The sequence below is a fragment of the Turicibacter sp. genome (assembly GCF_017941855.1).
In the GTDB taxonomy this organism is placed as follows: Bacteria; Bacillota_I; Bacilli_A; order MOL361; family Turicibacteraceae; genus Turicibacter; species Turicibacter sanguinis.
On record NZ_JAGAVR010000002.1, the window covers coordinates 38,754 to 56,636 of the forward strand.

General features: G+C 33.8%; 16 protein-coding genes. 9 read left to right on the forward strand and 7 right to left on the reverse strand.

Annotated features, from left to right (window positions below):
- Positions 1-159 precede the first annotated feature (159 nt).
- Entirely contained in the window at positions 160-1,110 is a 951-nt protein-coding gene (locus J6D32_RS00395) for a TDT family transporter (RefSeq protein ID WP_287467152.1), read from the forward strand.
- Between the two features lie 122 nt (positions 1,111-1,232).
- Here the strand turns inward: J6D32_RS00395 and J6D32_RS00400 are convergent, their stop codons facing one another.
- Complete coding sequence (locus tag J6D32_RS00400) at positions 1,233-2,399, reverse strand: iron-containing alcohol dehydrogenase (protein WP_006783540.1); 1,167 nt, start codon at positions 2,397-2,399, stop codon at positions 1,233-1,235.
- Positions 2,400-2,522: 123 nt separating this feature from the next.
- Between J6D32_RS00400 and J6D32_RS00405 the strand changes: the two genes are divergently transcribed.
- Positions 2,523-3,701 (forward strand): cation diffusion facilitator family transporter, encoded by a 1,179-nt coding sequence (locus J6D32_RS00405; protein ID WP_006783541.1) that lies wholly within the window; start codon positions 2,523-2,525, stop codon positions 3,699-3,701.
- A gap of 12 nt (positions 3,702-3,713) precedes the next feature.
- Positions 3,714-4,169, forward strand: coding sequence for a GNAT family N-acetyltransferase (locus J6D32_RS00410; protein WP_155061877.1), 456 nt, complete (start codon positions 3,714-3,716; stop codon positions 4,167-4,169).
- A 40-nt stretch (positions 4,170-4,209) separates the two neighbouring features.
- Here J6D32_RS00410 and bcp read toward each other — a convergent pair whose 3' ends face one another.
- Positions 4,210-4,680 (reverse strand): thioredoxin-dependent thiol peroxidase, encoded by a 471-nt coding sequence (gene bcp / locus J6D32_RS00415; RefSeq protein WP_006785655.1) that lies wholly within the window; start codon positions 4,678-4,680, stop codon positions 4,210-4,212.
- Positions 4,681-4,851: 171 nt separating this feature from the next.
- Between bcp and yaaA the strand changes: the two genes are divergently transcribed.
- On the forward strand, positions 4,852-5,619 hold the full coding sequence (yaaA, locus tag J6D32_RS00420) for a peroxide stress protein YaaA (RefSeq protein ID WP_006785654.1): 768 nt from the start codon (positions 4,852-4,854) through the stop codon (positions 5,617-5,619).
- A gap of 91 nt (positions 5,620-5,710) precedes the next feature.
- On the opposite strand, the gene J6D32_RS00425 is transcribed toward yaaA, so the two are convergent.
- Entirely contained in the window at positions 5,711-5,935 is a 225-nt protein-coding gene (locus J6D32_RS00425) for a hypothetical protein (protein WP_040764148.1), read from the reverse strand.
- Positions 5,936-6,062: 127 nt separating this feature from the next.
- Between J6D32_RS00425 and J6D32_RS00430 the strand changes: the two genes are divergently transcribed.
- Both J6D32_RS00430 and J6D32_RS00435 read left to right on the forward strand, forming a co-directional pair.
- Positions 6,063-6,857 carry an EFR1 family ferrodoxin gene (locus J6D32_RS00430; protein WP_006785653.1) on the forward strand — a complete coding sequence of 265 codons (795 nt, stop codon included), beginning with the start codon at positions 6,063-6,065 and terminating at the stop codon, positions 6,855-6,857.
- A 313-nt stretch (positions 6,858-7,170) separates the two neighbouring features.
- Positions 7,171-8,853, forward strand: coding sequence for a PTS transporter subunit EIIC (locus J6D32_RS00435; protein ID WP_009607356.1), 1,683 nt, complete (start codon positions 7,171-7,173; stop codon positions 8,851-8,853).
- Positions 8,854-8,978: 125 nt separating this feature from the next.
- On the opposite strand, the gene J6D32_RS00440 is transcribed toward J6D32_RS00435, so the two are convergent.
- Positions 8,979-9,428, reverse strand: a complete 450-nt coding sequence (locus tag J6D32_RS00440) for a hypothetical protein (RefSeq protein WP_006785651.1) — start codon at positions 9,426-9,428, stop codon at positions 8,979-8,981.
- A 658-nt stretch (positions 9,429-10,086) separates the two neighbouring features.
- Positions 10,087-11,232 carry an alkaline phosphatase family protein gene (locus J6D32_RS00445; RefSeq protein ID WP_229040095.1) on the reverse strand — a complete coding sequence of 382 codons (1,146 nt, stop codon included), beginning with the start codon at positions 11,230-11,232 and terminating at the stop codon, positions 10,087-10,089.
- A 922-nt stretch (positions 11,233-12,154) separates the two neighbouring features.
- Between J6D32_RS00445 and J6D32_RS00450 the strand changes: the two genes are divergently transcribed.
- Both J6D32_RS00450 and J6D32_RS00455 read left to right on the forward strand, forming a co-directional pair.
- On the forward strand, positions 12,155-12,580 hold the full coding sequence (locus J6D32_RS00450) for a Fur family transcriptional regulator (protein ID WP_006785647.1): 426 nt from the start codon (positions 12,155-12,157) through the stop codon (positions 12,578-12,580).
- Between the two features lie 16 nt (positions 12,581-12,596).
- The gene (locus J6D32_RS00455) at positions 12,597-14,753 is read left to right on the forward strand and encodes a YhgE/Pip domain-containing protein (protein WP_055164062.1); all 2,157 of its coding nucleotides are present in this window, start codon (positions 12,597-12,599) and stop codon (positions 14,751-14,753) included.
- A 30-nt stretch (positions 14,754-14,783) separates the two neighbouring features.
- On the opposite strand, the gene J6D32_RS00460 is transcribed toward J6D32_RS00455, so the two are convergent.
- The gene (locus J6D32_RS00460) at positions 14,784-15,158 is read right to left on the reverse strand and encodes a ribosomal maturation YjgA family protein (RefSeq protein WP_009607357.1); all 375 of its coding nucleotides are present in this window, start codon (positions 15,156-15,158) and stop codon (positions 14,784-14,786) included.
- 258 nt (positions 15,159-15,416) lie between these two features.
- On the opposite strand from J6D32_RS00460, the gene htpG reads away from it, so the two are divergent.
- A complete protein-coding gene (gene htpG, locus J6D32_RS00465; RefSeq protein ID WP_006785643.1) occupies positions 15,417-17,282 on the forward strand; it encodes a molecular chaperone HtpG in 1,866 nt (621 codons plus the stop codon).
- Positions 17,283-17,497: 215 nt separating this feature from the next.
- Here htpG and J6D32_RS00470 read toward each other — a convergent pair whose 3' ends face one another.
- A complete protein-coding gene (locus J6D32_RS00470) occupies positions 17,498-17,734 on the reverse strand; it encodes a hypothetical protein (protein WP_009607366.1) in 237 nt (78 codons plus the stop codon).
- Between the last annotated feature and the right edge of the window lie 149 nt (positions 17,735-17,883).

The window sequence follows — 17,883 nt, forward strand, 5'->3', positions numbered from 1 at the left end:
TTTTAAAATGTAATTTACCCCTTATTGATAAAACCAACATTGATTTGAATCAGTGTTGGTTTTTTTATGCGTAAATTAATTATGCTTTGAATAACTTTGGATAAACTAAAGATAGCAAATAGAAATAGTAATTTTAAAAAAGAAATGGAGTGCTAGAGTATGAGATTATTAGAAAAAATAGGTCGTCTACCTGTTGGAGTACTAGCCACTTCAGTTGGGCTGGTCACGCTATCGAATATCTATTTATTACTTGGTTTTCCAATCTTAAAGCATCTTGCTATGATGGTGGCTATTTTGGTCCGGTTAGCAGCATTACTTAAAATAACAGTTCACTTTCGAATTTTTAAATCTGAGTATAAGCAGGCTGTTCCAGCTAGTCTGTATGGAACTTTTTCCATGTTGACGATGATTATAGGAAGTTATCTGGTCAATTATGAGGAAACAATAGGAAAGGCTTTTTGGTATATCGGAATATTGCTTCATTTAATTCATACGGTTGTTTTTACTTATGAGCATGTAGTGAAAGGAGTGAATAAGGATTCCTTTACGCCAACTTGGTTTGTGACTTATGATGGGTTACTTGTATCAACCGTCGTTGGGAGTGCAATGGGAAATCAAGTTTTACAAGAAGTGATCTGTTGGTATGGATTAGTGATGTTTATTATCATTATGCCGTTCATGATTCTTCGTTTGTTAAAACGTCCCATTGCAGAACAACTTTATCATACAACGGTGATTTTGATTGCCCCAGGAAGTTTAGTAATAGTGAGTTTCTTAAATGTTTTTGCAGAGCCTAATCCACTTATTTTATATGGGCTTTATGCCGTTATTTTTAGTTCATTCATTTTTATTCTCTATAACATTCCCAAATTTTTTAGATTTTCTTTCCATCCAGGCTTTGCAGGATTAACCTTCCCATTAGCAATCGGAACTGTTGCTTCGACTAGCTTTTCTAACTATTTAATAAACCACGAACTAGAAGGATTAGGAGTTTTGATTAAACAACTTTCTGGAATCGAATTATTTTTAGCAACAGCAGTCATAGCCTTTGTTTGTTATAATTTTTTAAGAATGCTTGTCAGAACCTATCAAAGCGCTCAAAACGTTTAATAAAAAAAGTGTATCATATCGATACACTTTTTAAGATACAAGTAGTACTCCGTTGTTCCTACTTAAGAAAACTTAAACTGAATTCAAAAGGTGACGAAAATTTTGTGAAGTAGACGTCACCTTTATAGAGCTAATCGATAAATTTCGAGCGCGTCTGCTTCTTTAATTGGAACATAGTTTCCAACAGAGTCACAATCACAAACTAACTTTTGAGCTAATTCTTCAATGTGATCAGTTGGAAGATCGGCATCGCTAAAAGAAGTTGGAAGTCCTAAAGCTTTAAAGAATGATTCAAGTTTTTCAATTGCCAGTAAAGCTGTTTCTTCTGGATGATTTAAGTTGATCTCTAAATTGAAGACGCGACTTCCGAATTGAGCAAAACGATTAACATCATGATGATAGACATATTTCATCCAAGCGGGGAAGATGATAGCAAGACCTGCTCCATGAGCAATATCATACATGCCACTTAATTCATGTTCAATATCATGACTTGCCCAATCGCCAATACGGCCCATATCTAAACTGCCATTATGGGCAATCATTCCAGCAAGCATCAGTTCTGCACGAATATCATAATTGAAGGGATCATTCATGACACGTAAACCATTATCAATAATTGATTTCATGGTAGCTTCACATAAGCGGTCTGTTATGTCAACATGACGTTCGTTAGTAAAATAGCGTTCTAAAACATGTGCTAACATATCAGCAATTCCACAGGCTGTTTGATAGGTGGGAAGAGTAAAGGTTAACTCAGGATTTAAAATTGAAAAAACAGGGCGTAACGATTCATGACCGAAACTACGTTTTAAACCAATTTCGTCGTTTGTGACAACCGTTCCACTACTTGTTTCGCTACCGGCAGCGGGAATGGTTAAAATAGTCGCGAGTGGTAAACACTCATGTTCAACAGCAACGCCACAGAATAAATCCCAAACATCACCTTCATAGTGAACGCCTGCTGCAATTGCTTTAGCAGAATCAATTACACTCCCTCCACCAACTGCTAAAATAAATGGAATTTCTTGTTCTTGACAAAGGTTAATTCCTTTTCGAACCAGTGAAAGACGAGGGTTTGGTTTAACTCCTCCAAGTTCAAAGACTTCAATTCCAGCCTCATGAAGTGAGTGCATCACTTTGTCATAAAGCCCAGTTTTCTTAATTGAACCGCCTCCATAATGCAGTAGCACCTTGTTTGTATATTTTTTTAATTCCTGACCCACGCTTGCTTCAGTCTCACGACCGAAAATAATCTTTGTTCCATTTTGATAGTGAAAATCTTGCATGATAACCCTCCCTAAATTTAGATGTTATAGGATTATTTTACCTTAAATGCTTCTCAAAAGCGAATGAATAGGATAACATATTAGAGTGATAATATGTTTAATAAAAGAATGGAGATTGTGTTTATGTTTATCAATTGGTTAACTAAACTCTTTATTAAAAATTATGATCAACTCGAACGAGAAGAAGTACGAACGCAATATGTTTACATCGCAGGGATTATTGGAATTTTAGCGAACATCTTACTTTTTATAGTTAAATTCTCTGTTGGTGTCTTAACGGGAAGTATTGCGGTGATGGCAGATGCTTTTAATAATTTCTCAGATACCGCTTCATCCGTGATCACGATGATTGGGGTTAAACTGGCAAACCTTCCAGCTGATAAAGAACATCCACATGGACACGGTCGTTTAGAATATTTATCAGCTTTGCTTGTAGCTTTTATGGTGATGTTAGTTGGAGTCCAATTCATTAAATCATCAGTTGAACGAATTTTAAATCCCAGTGTTATTCAATTTGAAATCGTGTCATTTATTTTATTAGCGATTTCGGTAGTAGTTAAACTTTGGTTGAGTCGTTTTAATAAAGTAATGGGAGAGAAGGTAAACTCGTCAGCGTTAAAGGCAGCCTCTGTCGATGCACTTGGAGACGTTTTCACTTCAAGTACCGTTTTAATTTCTTTTTTAGCCGCTCGTTTTACAAGCTTTCCAGTTGATGGATATGCTGGGGTTTTAGTAGCAGGTTTCATTTTATACGCCGGTTACACGTTAGTGAAAGAAACGATTAGTCCTCTACTTGGAGAAGCTCCAGATGAGGAACTAGTCAATGATATTTATGAACGAATTTTATCATATGATTTAATTACAGGCGCTCATGATTTAGTCATTCATAACTACGGAGTCGGACGTATTATGGCTTCGATTCATGCTGAAATTCCAGCTGACCAGGATATTATGACCATCCATGATGTTATTGACCAAGCTGAACGTGAAATTTCAGAAGCCCTCAAGCTTCATCTCGTGGTTCATATGGATCCAGTTTGTATTGAAACCGATGAAATTAAAGAAATGAAAAGGGAACTAGATAAAATTATCGCAACACATCCGGCTATTTTATCGATGCATGATTTTCGAATTATTGGTCATGAACCGAATAAAAATCTTGTGTTTGACTTAGTCGTGGACGGTAGTAAGTTAACAAAAGAATTGACGGAAGATCAAATTAAAGATGCAGTGATTACTCAAATTAGACAGAGTCATCCAACTTATCGATGTGTGATTGTGATTGATAAGGCTTACCTCTAAGAGGTAAAGAAAATGTTAGAGATAGAAATTAGAAGCTATATCGCTGAAGATTGTGTTTTTTTGACTGAATTATTCTATCAAACCGTTCATCAAATTAATCAAAAAGATTACTCCTTAAGGCAATTAGAAGTATGGGCTCCAAAAGAAGTTGAGACTCAAAAATGGAATAAACGCTTTTTGTCCTCCTATACAGTCGTTGCATTGATCAAGGAAAAAATCGTAGGGTTTGGAAATATTGATTGTGATGGATATTTAGATTGTTTATATGTTCATGCCAATTACCAACGTCAAGGAGTTGCAACTTTAATCTATGAGGCATTAGAACAGAAGGTAAAACGTCAAAATCATCGGATTGAGACGCATGCCTCAATAACTGCTATTCCATTTTTTCAAGCGAAAGGATTTAATGTTCTTCGTCCACAAGTGGTGATTCGTCAAGGGATTGAACTTGAAAATTTTATCATGTAAAAGGTCATAAAAAAATCAGAAACATAAGTTTCTGATTTTTTTATAGTGTACAGTTTTCAAGAACATCCTCAATGTGTCCAGCCACTTTTACTTTTCGATAAATCTTAGTGATAAAGCCTTCTTCATCAATTAAGAAAGTTGAACGTTCAATCCCAATGGCTTTTTTTCCATACATATTTTTTTCTTTTAAGACATCATATAGGTGACAAACTGTTTCATCCGTGTCTGATAATAAGATGAAGGGAAGGTCATGTTTAGTCACAAATTTTTCATGACTAGCCACGGTATCGCGACTAATACCTAATATGACGATGTCTTGCGCATGAAAAGATTCAATGGCATCACGAAAGGCTTTTGCTTGGTTCGTACAAGCAGGTGTATTGTCACGAGGATAAAAATATAATACCACTTTTCGACCACGATAATCACTTAAAGTATGTTGGTTTCCATCTGATCCTGCAAGCGTAAAATTAGGTGCTTGCATCCCTTCTGTTAAAATAATCGGTTCCATTTCTCCACTTCCTTTTATGCAATAAGATGTCATGTCTTGAAAATAATTATGCGATAAATACCTACGATTGTAAAGAAATATGATAAGATGATTAAGACAAATTGAACATGACTTGTGTTATGATTGTTGTCTAAAAATGTTTAATTTATTCAGTTAAAGGAAGGATTTTAGATGTTACTGATTTTATCACCTGCCAAAACATTTAAGGAAGAAGGCGTGAAGCGCTTCGAGTTATCTAAACAGTTACCATTTGAATTAAAAACAAAAGAATTAATTGAACATCTGCAAGGGTATACGAGAAGTGAGCTTTGTGCGTTGATGAAGATGTCAGAGGCATTAGGTGCAGTTAATGAAATGAGATTCAAACAGTTTTATGAAGTTCAAGGCGAAGCGCTATTAGGATTACATGCTTTTGATGGTGAGGCTTATAAAGGATTAGATTCGTTGACGTTATCAAAGGAAGGAATTTTGTTTGCACAAGATCATTTAAGAATTTTATCAGGATTATATGGGATTATACGTCCTAACGATTACATTAATCCCTATCGTTTAGAGATGGGAACGAAGCTAGCAAATTCAGAGGGCAAAGATTTATATGCTTTTTGGAAGCCTGCGTTAACAGAATATATGTTAGAAGCTTTAAATCAAGTAGAAGGAGAGCAGGTACTTATTAACTTAGCCTCTAAAGAATATAGTAAAGCACTCGATTTAAAGCAAATCGAAACGCAATATTCAGTGGTTAATATTGAATTTAAGGAACAAAAGGGAGAGACCTATAAAGTAGTCGGGATGTATGCAAAAAGAGCTAGAGGTGAAATGGTACGTTATATTTTAGAAAATCAATTAAAGAAAGCAGAGGAATTAAAAGGTTTTAATCAAGGAGGATATCAGTTTAATCCAACATTATCCACTGATCAAACATGGATTTTTACACGTTAGTTTTCATTGTCATCCAATAAAGTGGAACTTAAAGTCAATGCTACTACTCTTTTAAAGTGACGTTTAGTTAGGTTGCAATCTTTCACCTTTCTTAATCTTTTAGAGATTTTTTGAGTTCAAGTAAATAGGAAACCTCAGCTTCGTATATGTTGCATTGTTCTTTTATCATTCGTTCTCTAAATGATGCTTGTTTTTTTGGGAGTGACGAGTGTTTGAGATAATTGAGATGAGTAAGGATTTTTTTTGTTTGACCTATTTTAGCTTCTAAATCATGATATTCATCCAGTAATGATTTAGGTTGTTTTTTTAGTATCATCATAAAAATCACCTCTAGTTAGAAGTTTGAACAAATTTTATGAAATTTATGTAATCATTGTCATCCGACATCATGATGTTGATTTTTTATGGAATCGGTGAGAAGTTAAAGAAAGGAGGTAACGAAAATGATTTTTTATTTTAGTGGAACAGGAAATTCACAGGCCGTAGCTCAGGTCATAGCAACTAGACAACAAGAGGAATTAGTGCCTATGATTCAAGTCGATTTAACAGTACCCTATTTGATAAAAGAAAATGAAAACATTGTTTTTGTTTTCCCTATCTATGCGTGGCGGCCACCACAACAGGTCATCGATTTTATTAAACAAATTGAATTTGAAAATTATTACAATCACCCCATTACCATGATTGCAACATGTGGTGAGAATATTGGAGAAACATTAGCCGTTTTTAAAAAAATGATTCATCAAAGGAAGTGGACTTTGTCTAATGCCTACTCACTTGTCATGCCGAATAATGATTTAAGATATGGAAACATTGATGCGCGCGATGAGGTGCAAAGAAAGTTAAAAAAGGTAGAGCTTGAGTTAGAAAAGATTAATCAAAATCTGACCAGACGGGCGACTGGCATTTATCAAGTTGAAAAAGGGCCATTCTCATATATAACGACGTACGTAGTAGGGAATTTGTTTAACCGTTTTGCAAGAAGTACCCATCGTTTTTTTGCAACTGACGATTGTATTTCATGTAAAATATGTGAAAAAGTTTGCCCAATTCGATGTATAACGGTTTCAAAGAAACCTATCTGGAAAAACAGTGAGTGTACACAATGCCTTGCTTGTGTAAATTACTGTCCGAAGTCTGCCATACAATATGGGAAAAGAATGAGTAGAAAAGCGAGATATACTCACCCGTTAGTCGCTTGGCACCAATTGAATCAAAATCGAAAGCCTAAAGACTAGTTCTTTAGACTTTTTTTTGATTTTAAAAAATAATGTTCTGTTTTAAAGAGAAAAGAGGAATAAAATTTAAAAAAGAAGGAATACTAGTAAAGTTAAATCAAACATGTTTTTTAGGCTGTAAAACGACAAACATGTTAAAAAAAAATCTAAAATATGTGAAAAAAACACCTGTAACCGGTTACCGATTGAAGAAAAAGGGTATAATTTTAGTGAGAAATACGATATACTCTGAATGTGAAGATTGTGAAAAATTTTATTTAGGGATAATAAGTCAAATAATCATCTCTAAAATAAATACAAGGAGGAATTAGGTATGTTCAAGTACTTACAGCGTACAGGTAAAGCATTAATGCTTCCAATTGCAGCCTTACCGATTGCAGGAATTTTACTTGGAATTGGTGGAGCATTCTTAGGAATTGCAGGAATGAAAGATGCACCTGCAATTTATCAATCAATTGCAAATGTAATTAATAACTCTGCTTTCATTACAGCATTGTTAACGATTATGAAAAATATTGGAGATATTGTCTTTGGTAACTTACCAATTTTATTTGCGGTTGGTGTCGCAGCAGGTCTTGCTAAAAAAGATAAAGCAACAGCAGCATTAGCGGCAGTTTTTGGATTCTTAGTTATGAACCAAGTAATCTCAACATTATTGAGTTTAGGAATGACACAATTAGGTGTTTTAACTCCAGATAATGTTGGTGAATATGGAACTTATGTGACAACTAATGTTGGAATCTTCACGTTAAATATGTCTGTTTTCGGTGGGATTATTACAGGGATGGTAACATCAGCATTACATAATAAATTCTTTAATATTGAATTTAATCCTGTATTCTCATTCTTTGCTGGATCTCGTTTCGTTCCAATCATTACATCATTAGTTATGGCTATTGTTGGGGTTATCTTAGCATTTGCTTGGCCAGTGGTTCAAGGTGGAATCGCAGCGTTAGCTGAATTAGTTAATAGCTCAGGAAACTTCGGAACATTCTTATTTGGATTAATTGAACGTGCGTGTGTACCATTTGGATTACACCATGTATTCTATACACCATTCTGGTATGGTTCATTCGTTGAAGCTAATTTATTAATTGACGGTGTTCATACGACAGTTCAAGGTGCTAATACTGCTTACTTCGTTCAATTAGGTTCAATGGGTGACTTAGTTGGATTAGGAAAAGAAGGAATGCACGAGATTGTAAATGGAACAACTCGTTTCATGGCAGGGAAATTCCCATTCATGATGTTTGGTTTACCGGGTGCAGCTTTAGCTATGTATAAATGTGCAAAACCAGAAAAACGTAAAGTGGTTGGTGGTTTATTAGGAGCCGCAGCTTTAACATCTTTATTAACTGGTATTACTGAACCTCTTGAATTCACATTCTTATTCGTTGCTCCAGTATTATTCGTTGTACATGCTGTTTTTGCTGGGTTATCATTCATGTTAATGGGAATGTTAAATGTATTCATCGGGATGACGTTCTCTGGAGGATTAATTGACTTTACATTATTTGGATTATTACCTGCAGGTGCGGGAGTATCAACAAATTGGTATTGGGTATTAATCATCGGTGCGATTTACTTCGTATTATACTATTTAGTATTCAGCTTCTTAATCAAAAAGTTTGATTTAAAAACACCTGGTCGTGAAGATGATAATGAAGAAGTAAAATTATACTCTAAAAAAGATTTCCAAGAAAAAACAGGTCAAGTAGAAGCTCAGTCATCTTCAGCTGCAGCAGGAGAAGATATTTGGAAGCAAAAAGCTCCATTAGTATTAGCTGCTTTAGGTGGAGAAGGAAATATCGAAAACTTAGATGCTTGTATTACACGTTTACGTGTTGAAGTAAAAGATACAGCTAAAGTAGACAAAGAACAATTAAAAGCATTAGGAGCCGCTGGAGTTATGGAAGTTAAGGGTGGAGTTCAAGCTATTTTTGGTGGAAACTCAAATACACTTAAAAACCATATCTTAGATATTATTGGTGACTAATTAAAAAAGCATGGCGAATAGGCCATGCTTTTTTTGAACGAAAAACTCTATAAGGTTAAAAGGAACCACTACATTCTATTAACCAGTATAGAGTTTGACACTATAATCCCATTTTATATTTTATATTACATTAAAGGAAAATTTTGAGACGTAACTGTTCCTTGCCCTGCAGACATTGTTCCGGTTGTTTGGGTTGGATAGGGAACAAATGATTGTTGTACCACTTGAGTAGGTGCAATGGTTTGTTGGACGACTTGCGTTTGGTTTTGTTGTAAGAATGGTTGTTGCATGATAGGAGTTGCAACAGGTTGAGGTGTAGCAAGGTATTCATCATAATAATAAGCTTCGGTTGTTTGACTCGGTGCAGTTACATAGTTATGTTGCGTATGATGATGATGAATATTTCGAATCACAACTGGTTTGATATGATCAACACGATGATAGTGATGTTGTTGATAAGGGCAAACTGTAGTTGGTTCTACCACCTGGCAACATGTTTCGTATGGCCCCATTGGTGGCATAGCAGGTGTCATTGGCGTAGGATTACATCCTGAGCATCTAGTATTTGTATTCATGATTTAGAACATCCTTTCATTTTGTAATTCAGTTACAGTATAGTATATTATCTTGGCTTATTTTTGAATGGTTTTGAGCCTATCACAAAATAAAAATTGAAAGGATTCTTTTACTTTTTATTGTTTTAGAAAGCAACATTGATCATCCCAATAATTAGTGAGGATGAACTGTCAAACGGATAAAATATAATCGGATTGATTTTACTCAGAAATAGAGTAGCCATGATATCTGATTTCATGTTTCTAATCATAACTACAATAACGCTTTGAAAAATCACAATCGCATCAAGATGCAAGATTCTTCCTTGATAGTCAGGAGAAGCCTCAGATTTATTATAAGATAAATACGGGATGGAAATTTGAAGTCAAATTGAGCTTATTATGAAAAAGAAGACTCAGGTGTTGGATTTGCTATTTAGAAGTGAAGCATATCTGTGAATTTTCAGTTTCTGTCATGAATGCTTGACGAATTCCTATTAGTTTAATACGTTTTCCATTAAAATCAGAAATTTAAATCATTCATTCGAATAAGTATTATAGGTGATGATATCTTCATTTTATACCGATTACTCCTTTTATAAAGGCACTGTCGTTACTTCTAAAAATTCAACAATATAGGTTAAATAAAGACATAAAAAAAGAGCCATTGGCTCTTTTTTTATGATTCAATGATGATTAAAGGAACCATCATTTCTTCTTTTGTTAATCCGGCATGAGTAGCTCCAAAGTCGAATCGTTTGGTAGTCATAGCTAAATAGCCAAGTACTTTTTTACCGGTTGCACATGCAAGGTAATCTCCGAGGAAATCAGTTGTTTTTCGGTGTGATAGTCCTTGTCCAAATAGTTGTTGATTCAGGACTTCTTGTTTGCTTAATAGGATGAATTCTTCTCCAAATAATCGGTTAAAACGCTCTTCAAATGCTTGCTTCATTTCAGGCTTAATGAAAAATGAAACGGCACGTTTTTCAATTGAAGGTGGCATGATAAAGCACTCATCTAATTCTTCGTATTCATTTAAATAAATGGTCGGTTCAACATCAATTAATCCATGATCAGCTGATGCAATAAATAAGGTATTAGATGTTGTTTCTACGATTTGTTTAAATAAATCATTAATTTCTTTTATTTTTTCTTTTGTTTCGTTTGAGTAGCATCCTGTTGAGTGCATTGTTTTATCTGGATCTGGCCAGTAAACAAAGATAAATTTATCATGAGGTGCATCGCAAAGTTTTTTTAACTCTGTAAAGACTTCTTTTGCTGATTCAACGCCTATTTTTGTGTTTTTACCTTGATACGCAATATAAGCGGGTTCTATCATGTAAGTTTTAATGCGTTGGTTCGTCGTTTGTTCAATTTTATCAAGAATATGTTCATACGGCATACAAGTGTGACCAGCATGTGGAGCGTCAATTTTTTCACCACTATAGCTATCCGTATTAATGAAGGTATCAATAAAACGTCCGTATTCTTTAAAGTATAAAGACCAGCCAAGCCATCCGTGTTCATTTGGTGATTTTCCACTGTAGTAAGCCGTCATTGCAGCTGTTGTCGTAGAAGGAAACACAGAGGTTAATTCTTTTATGATGTTTTGGTTTATAAAATCATCTGCTTTTAAATTTTGATTTAACATATCAATTCCCATTCCATCAAAAACCATTAAGACAACGTTTTGATGAGGTTTGTTTAAGGAGTTAGATAAGTCTTCAATCGTTGAGTAGTTAGATTCAATACCATAATGAGTTAAAATCGTAGAAATGGTATTCATAATACTATTGTTATAGTCTGGGTAGACAATATTTTTCATTTTTTTCACCTCTTTATTATCTTTTTTATTATAAATCATTTCCTAATGCTTAATCTACCTCAAAGCTTTTTATTTTGAAATTACTATCTTCTAATGTGAGAATTGAATCCGAAAATCTAGTTGCCAAAGTCATATCATGAGAAACAATGAATTGGCATAATCCCTGTTGTTTTAGTGGGTGAATCAAGTGGATATCAAATCTAGTTATTTTTTGATTTATAAATTCAATGGGAACAAAGTTATTATCATAACCAATCACAACCACGTCCTCTGAAGTTTGATTTTGGCAAACTGTGAGTATGATGACACATAGGATAAGAAATCGTATATAGTTTAGATTTTAAATTCATTGTTCTTCCTATTAGTTGCGGAAGCGCACGGTTTCATTTAGGCTCTTTTGGCGCGCATAACATATAAAAGAACAATAAAAAAACTCCCGTCTCTAGCTCATTTACCAGAGGACGGGAGTTTTTAGTATCTCACGAGGCCAACCTCATCAAGTACGACAAATAAAATTTGCTATAGCACGATAACGGGGGCAAGGGATTCAAAATAGTCTACCTAAAATCGAACTGATTTTTTCGGTGTTTAGCTCAGAGAGGTGTTCCATATTGTTTTAATATTTACACTCACCCTACGGAAACTCTCTATGATTAAAATGAAACCTTTACTATTTCTCTTCATTGTCATTTTTTATCTTAAAACATCCTATAATGCCCAAATGATAAATTGTCAACCAAATAGAAATGATTTTAAAAAAAATCAGAGTGAAAAAGTATTAAAAGAACAAGGAAAGGCATCCTAAAAATAAGCCAAAACTCTAGTATTTTTGGAACTGGATTTACAAATTTCGTTGACATTCGACATCTGGAATAGTAGAATTTGAAACTGAGTCCCAATTTCTATTTTGGAGAGATGTATAATGAATTTTACAAAAGGATATAAAACAAGGCAAAGAAGTCAAATATTAGGGTATCTCGCTAATAATTCTGATCGACATATAACGGCAGAGGATATCATGAACCACTTTAGTAAGAAGGGCGATAAAATTGGAAAATCAACGATTTATCGATATTTGAATGTATTAATAGAAAAAGGTGTTATACGAAAGTATGTCGAGGGAAAAAGTAAGATGGCCTGTTATCGCTATGTTAAGCAAGTTTGCTCTAAACAAAATATATATCATTTAAAATGTGGTGTGTGTGGTACTATTTTTGATACGGAGTGTGAAGCATTAGATGTTGCCGTTGTTTCTTTAGCTAGGAAGAAACATTTTACTTTAAATTTAAAAGAGACATTATTTTACGGTGTCTGTGAACACTGTTTGAAGGAAAAGAAAGACGAGTAGAAAGAAGAGAAAAGTTATGCTAAAAAATATTTTTAAAATTTATATTGAGGATTTAAAGCGTATCTTCACAAATTATGCTGCTTTCGTTGTCATTTTAGCACTGTGTATTTTACCATCACTTTATGCTTGGTTTAATATTAAAGCCTCTTGGGATCCATATTCTCAAGAAGCCACAAGCCAAATTAAAATTGGAGTGGTAAATAATGATGAGGGAACGATACTAAATGGAGAAGCAGTTAATATCGGAGACCAAGTTATTGAAGAATTGAAAAAAAATGATCTCATGGGATGGCAATTTGTAAGTGAAGAAGAAGCTGAAAAGGCACTGGATGAGGGAACATACTATGCAACGTTAACCATTCCAGGTAGTTTTTCAAATGATCTTACCTCTTTAGTTACAAATGATGTTCATAAAGGTCAGATTATCTACCGAGTAAATGAAAAAATTAATGCAATTGCACCTAAGTTAACAAGTAAAGGGGCAACAGGTGTTCAAGAAAGTGTAAATGAAACGGTCATCAAAACAGTAAGTAGTGTCTTATTAGAAACAGGGAAAAGTCTTGGTCTTGAAATTCAAGATACGCTACTTCCCAAATTAGCTTCTGTAGCAAACAGTTTAAATGAATTAACAACAAAATTTGGTTTGATTAATGAAACTGTCGCAAAAGCCAATGATGGGGGATTGAAATTGAAAGATTTAATATCTCAAATTCAAAGCGACTTACCAAAAATTCAAGAAACGTTAACCTCTGCACAGACGTTAACAAGTAGTATTGAAACGTTTATTTCAACCTCACAAGGAAGTATTAATGATTTATTTCCAACAGTGAAAGCTGATGTTCAACTCGTGACTGATATCACAGCAGAAATGATGAAGTATGTCGATGGACTTAAACAAGCAATTGAATCAGGTTCTGCAGAAGCACCAACGATGATTCAAAATTTAATTACAAAAGTGAATAGTGGAGAAAACCTAGTCGAATCTTTAGTTAAATTACTAGAATCTTTTAATAAAATTTCATTTGGAAAGCCATTGACAGGAATTATTGAACAATTAAATGGAATAAAAACAGAGCTTGTAAATATCTCTAATTTTTTACAGACATTATTTGATGAGGTTGTGAATAGTGGAGAACCTGATTTAACGCTTTTAAGTAAAGTTCAAACGGTTTTACAAGATGTTCAAACCATTTCAAGTGATTTAGTTAATCATTTTGATGATAAAGTTGCAGCTCCTTTGAATTCAATTTTAGATGAAGCTTATAAAACCTCTCAAAATGTTTTAACCGTTTTAAAAGATGCAGAAGCTAAATTACCTCAAGTTAGTGAATTATTAAATGTTGCTTATGAAGGAGCAGATACAGGAATTGAAGCGATTCAATATGTGAATGAAAAATTACCTCAAGCAGAAAATATTATTGCTGAGTTAGCAGGTAAGGTAACGGATATTAATAACAGTCAAGAGCTAAAAGATGTATTAGAACTGCTTCAATCGGCCGTACAAGAACGTGAAGATTTCCTATCAAACCCAGTGGAACTTGTAGAGGAAACAGTGTTTCCAATGCATAATTACGGAACAGCTATGACGCCGTTTTATAGTGTTTTAGCCATTTGGGTAGGAATGACGTTACTCGTTTCAATGTTATCTGTCAAGGCAAAAGGAGATTATCATCCAATTGAGGAATATTTCGGTAAATTCTTATTGTTTGTTAGCATTTCTCTTGTTCAAGCGTTGATTATAGCATTAGGAGACTTATATATCTTAAAAATTTATTGTATGAATTCTGGTTTATTTATTGTAAGTTTACTCTTTACAGCCGTGACTTTCACCTTTATTGTTTACTCACTCGTTTCAGTCTTAGGTAATGTTGGGAAAGTTGCATCCATTATTTTATTAGTTCTACAAGTGGCGGGTTCTGGTGGAACCTTCCCAATTCAATTAACGCCGAAGTTCTTCCAAATGATTAATCCATTTTTACCATTTACGTATTCGATTTCAATGGCACGGGAAGCCATTGGAGGGGTTGTCCAAACCGTATTAACGAAAGATATCGTGATTTTATTGATTTTTATTAGTGCGGCCATTTTAGTGGCTATCTTCTTGAAAAAACCACTGAATAAATTATTGAGTGGTTTTGCAGAGAAATATGAAGAAAGTGGTCTTGGGGAATGAAAAATAGCAGGGGCTTTATCCCTGCTATTTTTAGTAATATAGATGATAATCTAAACAAAATCCAATTAAAATACCAATGGCATAGCTTACTAAATCTTGAATCAAAAAACCATAGCCTAAAACTAAACCACCAAGTGTGGATGCTCTTATTTGATTAATCCAATCGGCTTGGTACAATTGACTGAATTCAATCAAATAAGAAAAGATGAAGGCGAGAAGGAGACTTTTGATCAGTGTTCCATTAGGGTGTAAAAATTGAAAACCAAAATAGACCATCATTGCCCATAATGTATCTCCAATATATGGCGCAATTGAATCGGGAAAAACGAAAATGAATTTTCTAGAAGCTAGTCCGAGTCCAATGGTTAACACCACCATAAAAAAATAAATCCTTCTTTTTTTCATTAATAAAGCCTCCTTTTATAGCGATAATCCTATCACAATAAGCGTGGGGAAACAATGGCAATGAGGGAGTTTTTTTGCTAAGAAATAACCCTCACAAACATCATAAAATGATAGATTCAATATCAAAAAAGCAAAAAGTTGATATTGAATCTTTGAAGATAGTTGACAGGCATTTTTAGATATGATATATAAGAATTATACAAATTAGCACTCGTTTATTAAGAGTGCTAATAAGGTAAAAACAGAGGAGCGATTGAATTGAAACAGTTTAAAGCCGAATCAAAACGATTATTAGATTTAATGATTAATTCTATTTATACCCATCGAGAAATTTTCTTACGTGAGTTGATTTCAAATGCAAGTGATGCCATTGACAAGCTATATTATAAAGCCTTGACAGATTCGAATTTAAGCTTTAATCAAGAGGACTATTATATTAAAGTAACGGCTGATGAGACAAACCGTACAATTACGATTTCCGATACGGGAATCGGGATGACAGAAGCACAATTAGATGATCACTTAGGGGTCATTGCAAAAAGTGGATCATTACAATTTAAAAAAGAGACTGAATTAGAAGATGGACATGATATTATCGGACAATTCGGAGTTGGATTCTATTCTGCCTTCTTAGTCGCTGATAAAGTAACTGTGATTTCAAAATCAATTGATTCTGATCAAGCTTACAAATGGGAATCTTGTGGAGCAGATGGATATACCATTGAACCATGTGAAAAAGCGACAGTCGGAACAGATATTATCTTACATTTAAAAGAAAATAATGAAGATGAAAATTACGATGAATACTTACAACAATATAAATTAAAATCAATTATCAAAAAATATTCAGATTTTATTCGTTATCCAATTAAAATGGATATTGTGTCTTCACAGTTAAAAGAAGGTAGTGAAGATGAGTATGAACAAGTAACCGAAGAGCAAACAGTTAACAGTATGGTTCCAATTTGGAAGAAAAATAAACGTGAATTAAGTGATGAAGATTATGAGAATTTCTACACAGAAAAACATTTTGGATATGACAAACCATTAGCACATGTTCATTTAAGTGTAGATGGAAATGTAAGTTATAATGCAATCTTATATATTCCTGAAAAAATGCCATATGATTTCTATACAGCAGAATATGAAAAAGGATTAGAGTTGTATTCTAGCGGTGTACTAATTATGAATAAATGTGCTGACCTTTTACCAGACTACTTTAGTTTTGTAAAAGGAATCGTCGATTCAGAGGATTTATCACTCAACATTTCACGTGAAATCTTGCAACATGACCGTCAATTGAAATTAATTGCGAAAAATATTAAAACAAAAATCAAAAACGAATTAGAAAAAATGATTAAAAATGACCGAGAAAAATATGAAACATTCTATGAGTCATTCGGTCGTCAATTAAAATTCGGTGTATACAGTGATTTTGGAGCAAATAAAGATGTCTTACAAGATTTATTAATGTTTAAATCATCACATGAAGATAAATTAGTCACATTAGAAGAATATGTATCTCGCATGCCAGAAGATCAAAAACATATTTATTATGCCGTTGGAGAGTCAATTGAGCGTATTAAAAAATTACCTCAAACAGAAGCCGTGCTTGATAAAGGATATGAAATCTTATTCTTTACAGAGGACATTGATGAATTTGCTATCAAGATGCTAATGACTTATAGCGAAAAAGATTTCAAATCAGTGTCGAGTGCCGACTTAGACTTAGATACGGATCAAGCAGACGAAGAAGCAACAAAAGAATTTGCGTCAATCTTTGAAAACATGGCGACAAGTTTAAAAGGAAAAGTAAAATCAGTTCGTGCTTCTCGTCGTTTAAAAACTCATCCGGTTTGCTTAGCAAATGAAGGAGAGTTATCAATTGAAATGGAAAAAGTATTAAATGCCATGCCAAATGCTCAGCAAGTCAAAGCGGATAAAGTTTTAGAAGTTAACGTAAATCATGAAGTGTTTAAATCATTGCAAACGGCTTATGAACAAGATCGCAAAAAGTTTGATTTATATACAGATGTTTTATATAACCAAGCTTTATTAATTGAAGGATTATCGATTGAAGATCCAGTGGCATTTACAAATAATGTTTGTCAATTAATGAAATAATAGACTATATTTCTAAAATATTTTATGTCTTAGATGTATCGAGCACCTTGAAGGATTTAACCTTCAAGGTGTTTTTTTAGGAAGCGAGACAGATTATGGAGATGAGTGTTATACAAGGAAGATTCTAATTTTAAATGAAATGACAAAAAAGTATGGGGAATTAGATTGAATATCTGTCTCATACTTAATTTATAGTTTGATAAATTGAGATTACATTACATGAGAATTTGACCTATAATTTGAATTTGAGCGTAACATGGCACAATATCAGTTACAGAAATGAGCCCCATTGGAAGTGTAATTCCAGAAAAAGAAAATAAATTGTTTTCAGATAAGTGGTCATTCATTGTCATCGAAGGAGGCGTAATTGAAATTCCTGTTGGACTCAGGACATGAAACTCTCCAGGTAATAAGTCGGTACCAGGGACATTAATCGCAGTTAAATTTCCCAAGTGTCATAGATTGATGAGATAGGCGATTATATCTGAATTTATAAGAGTTGTCATCTTCATACCAGACGGTTCATCATGAAATGTCACAGACTGAACTTCTTTTGTTATACACACTAATGATTGGCAATTGTGATAGACTGGGTGTCCTG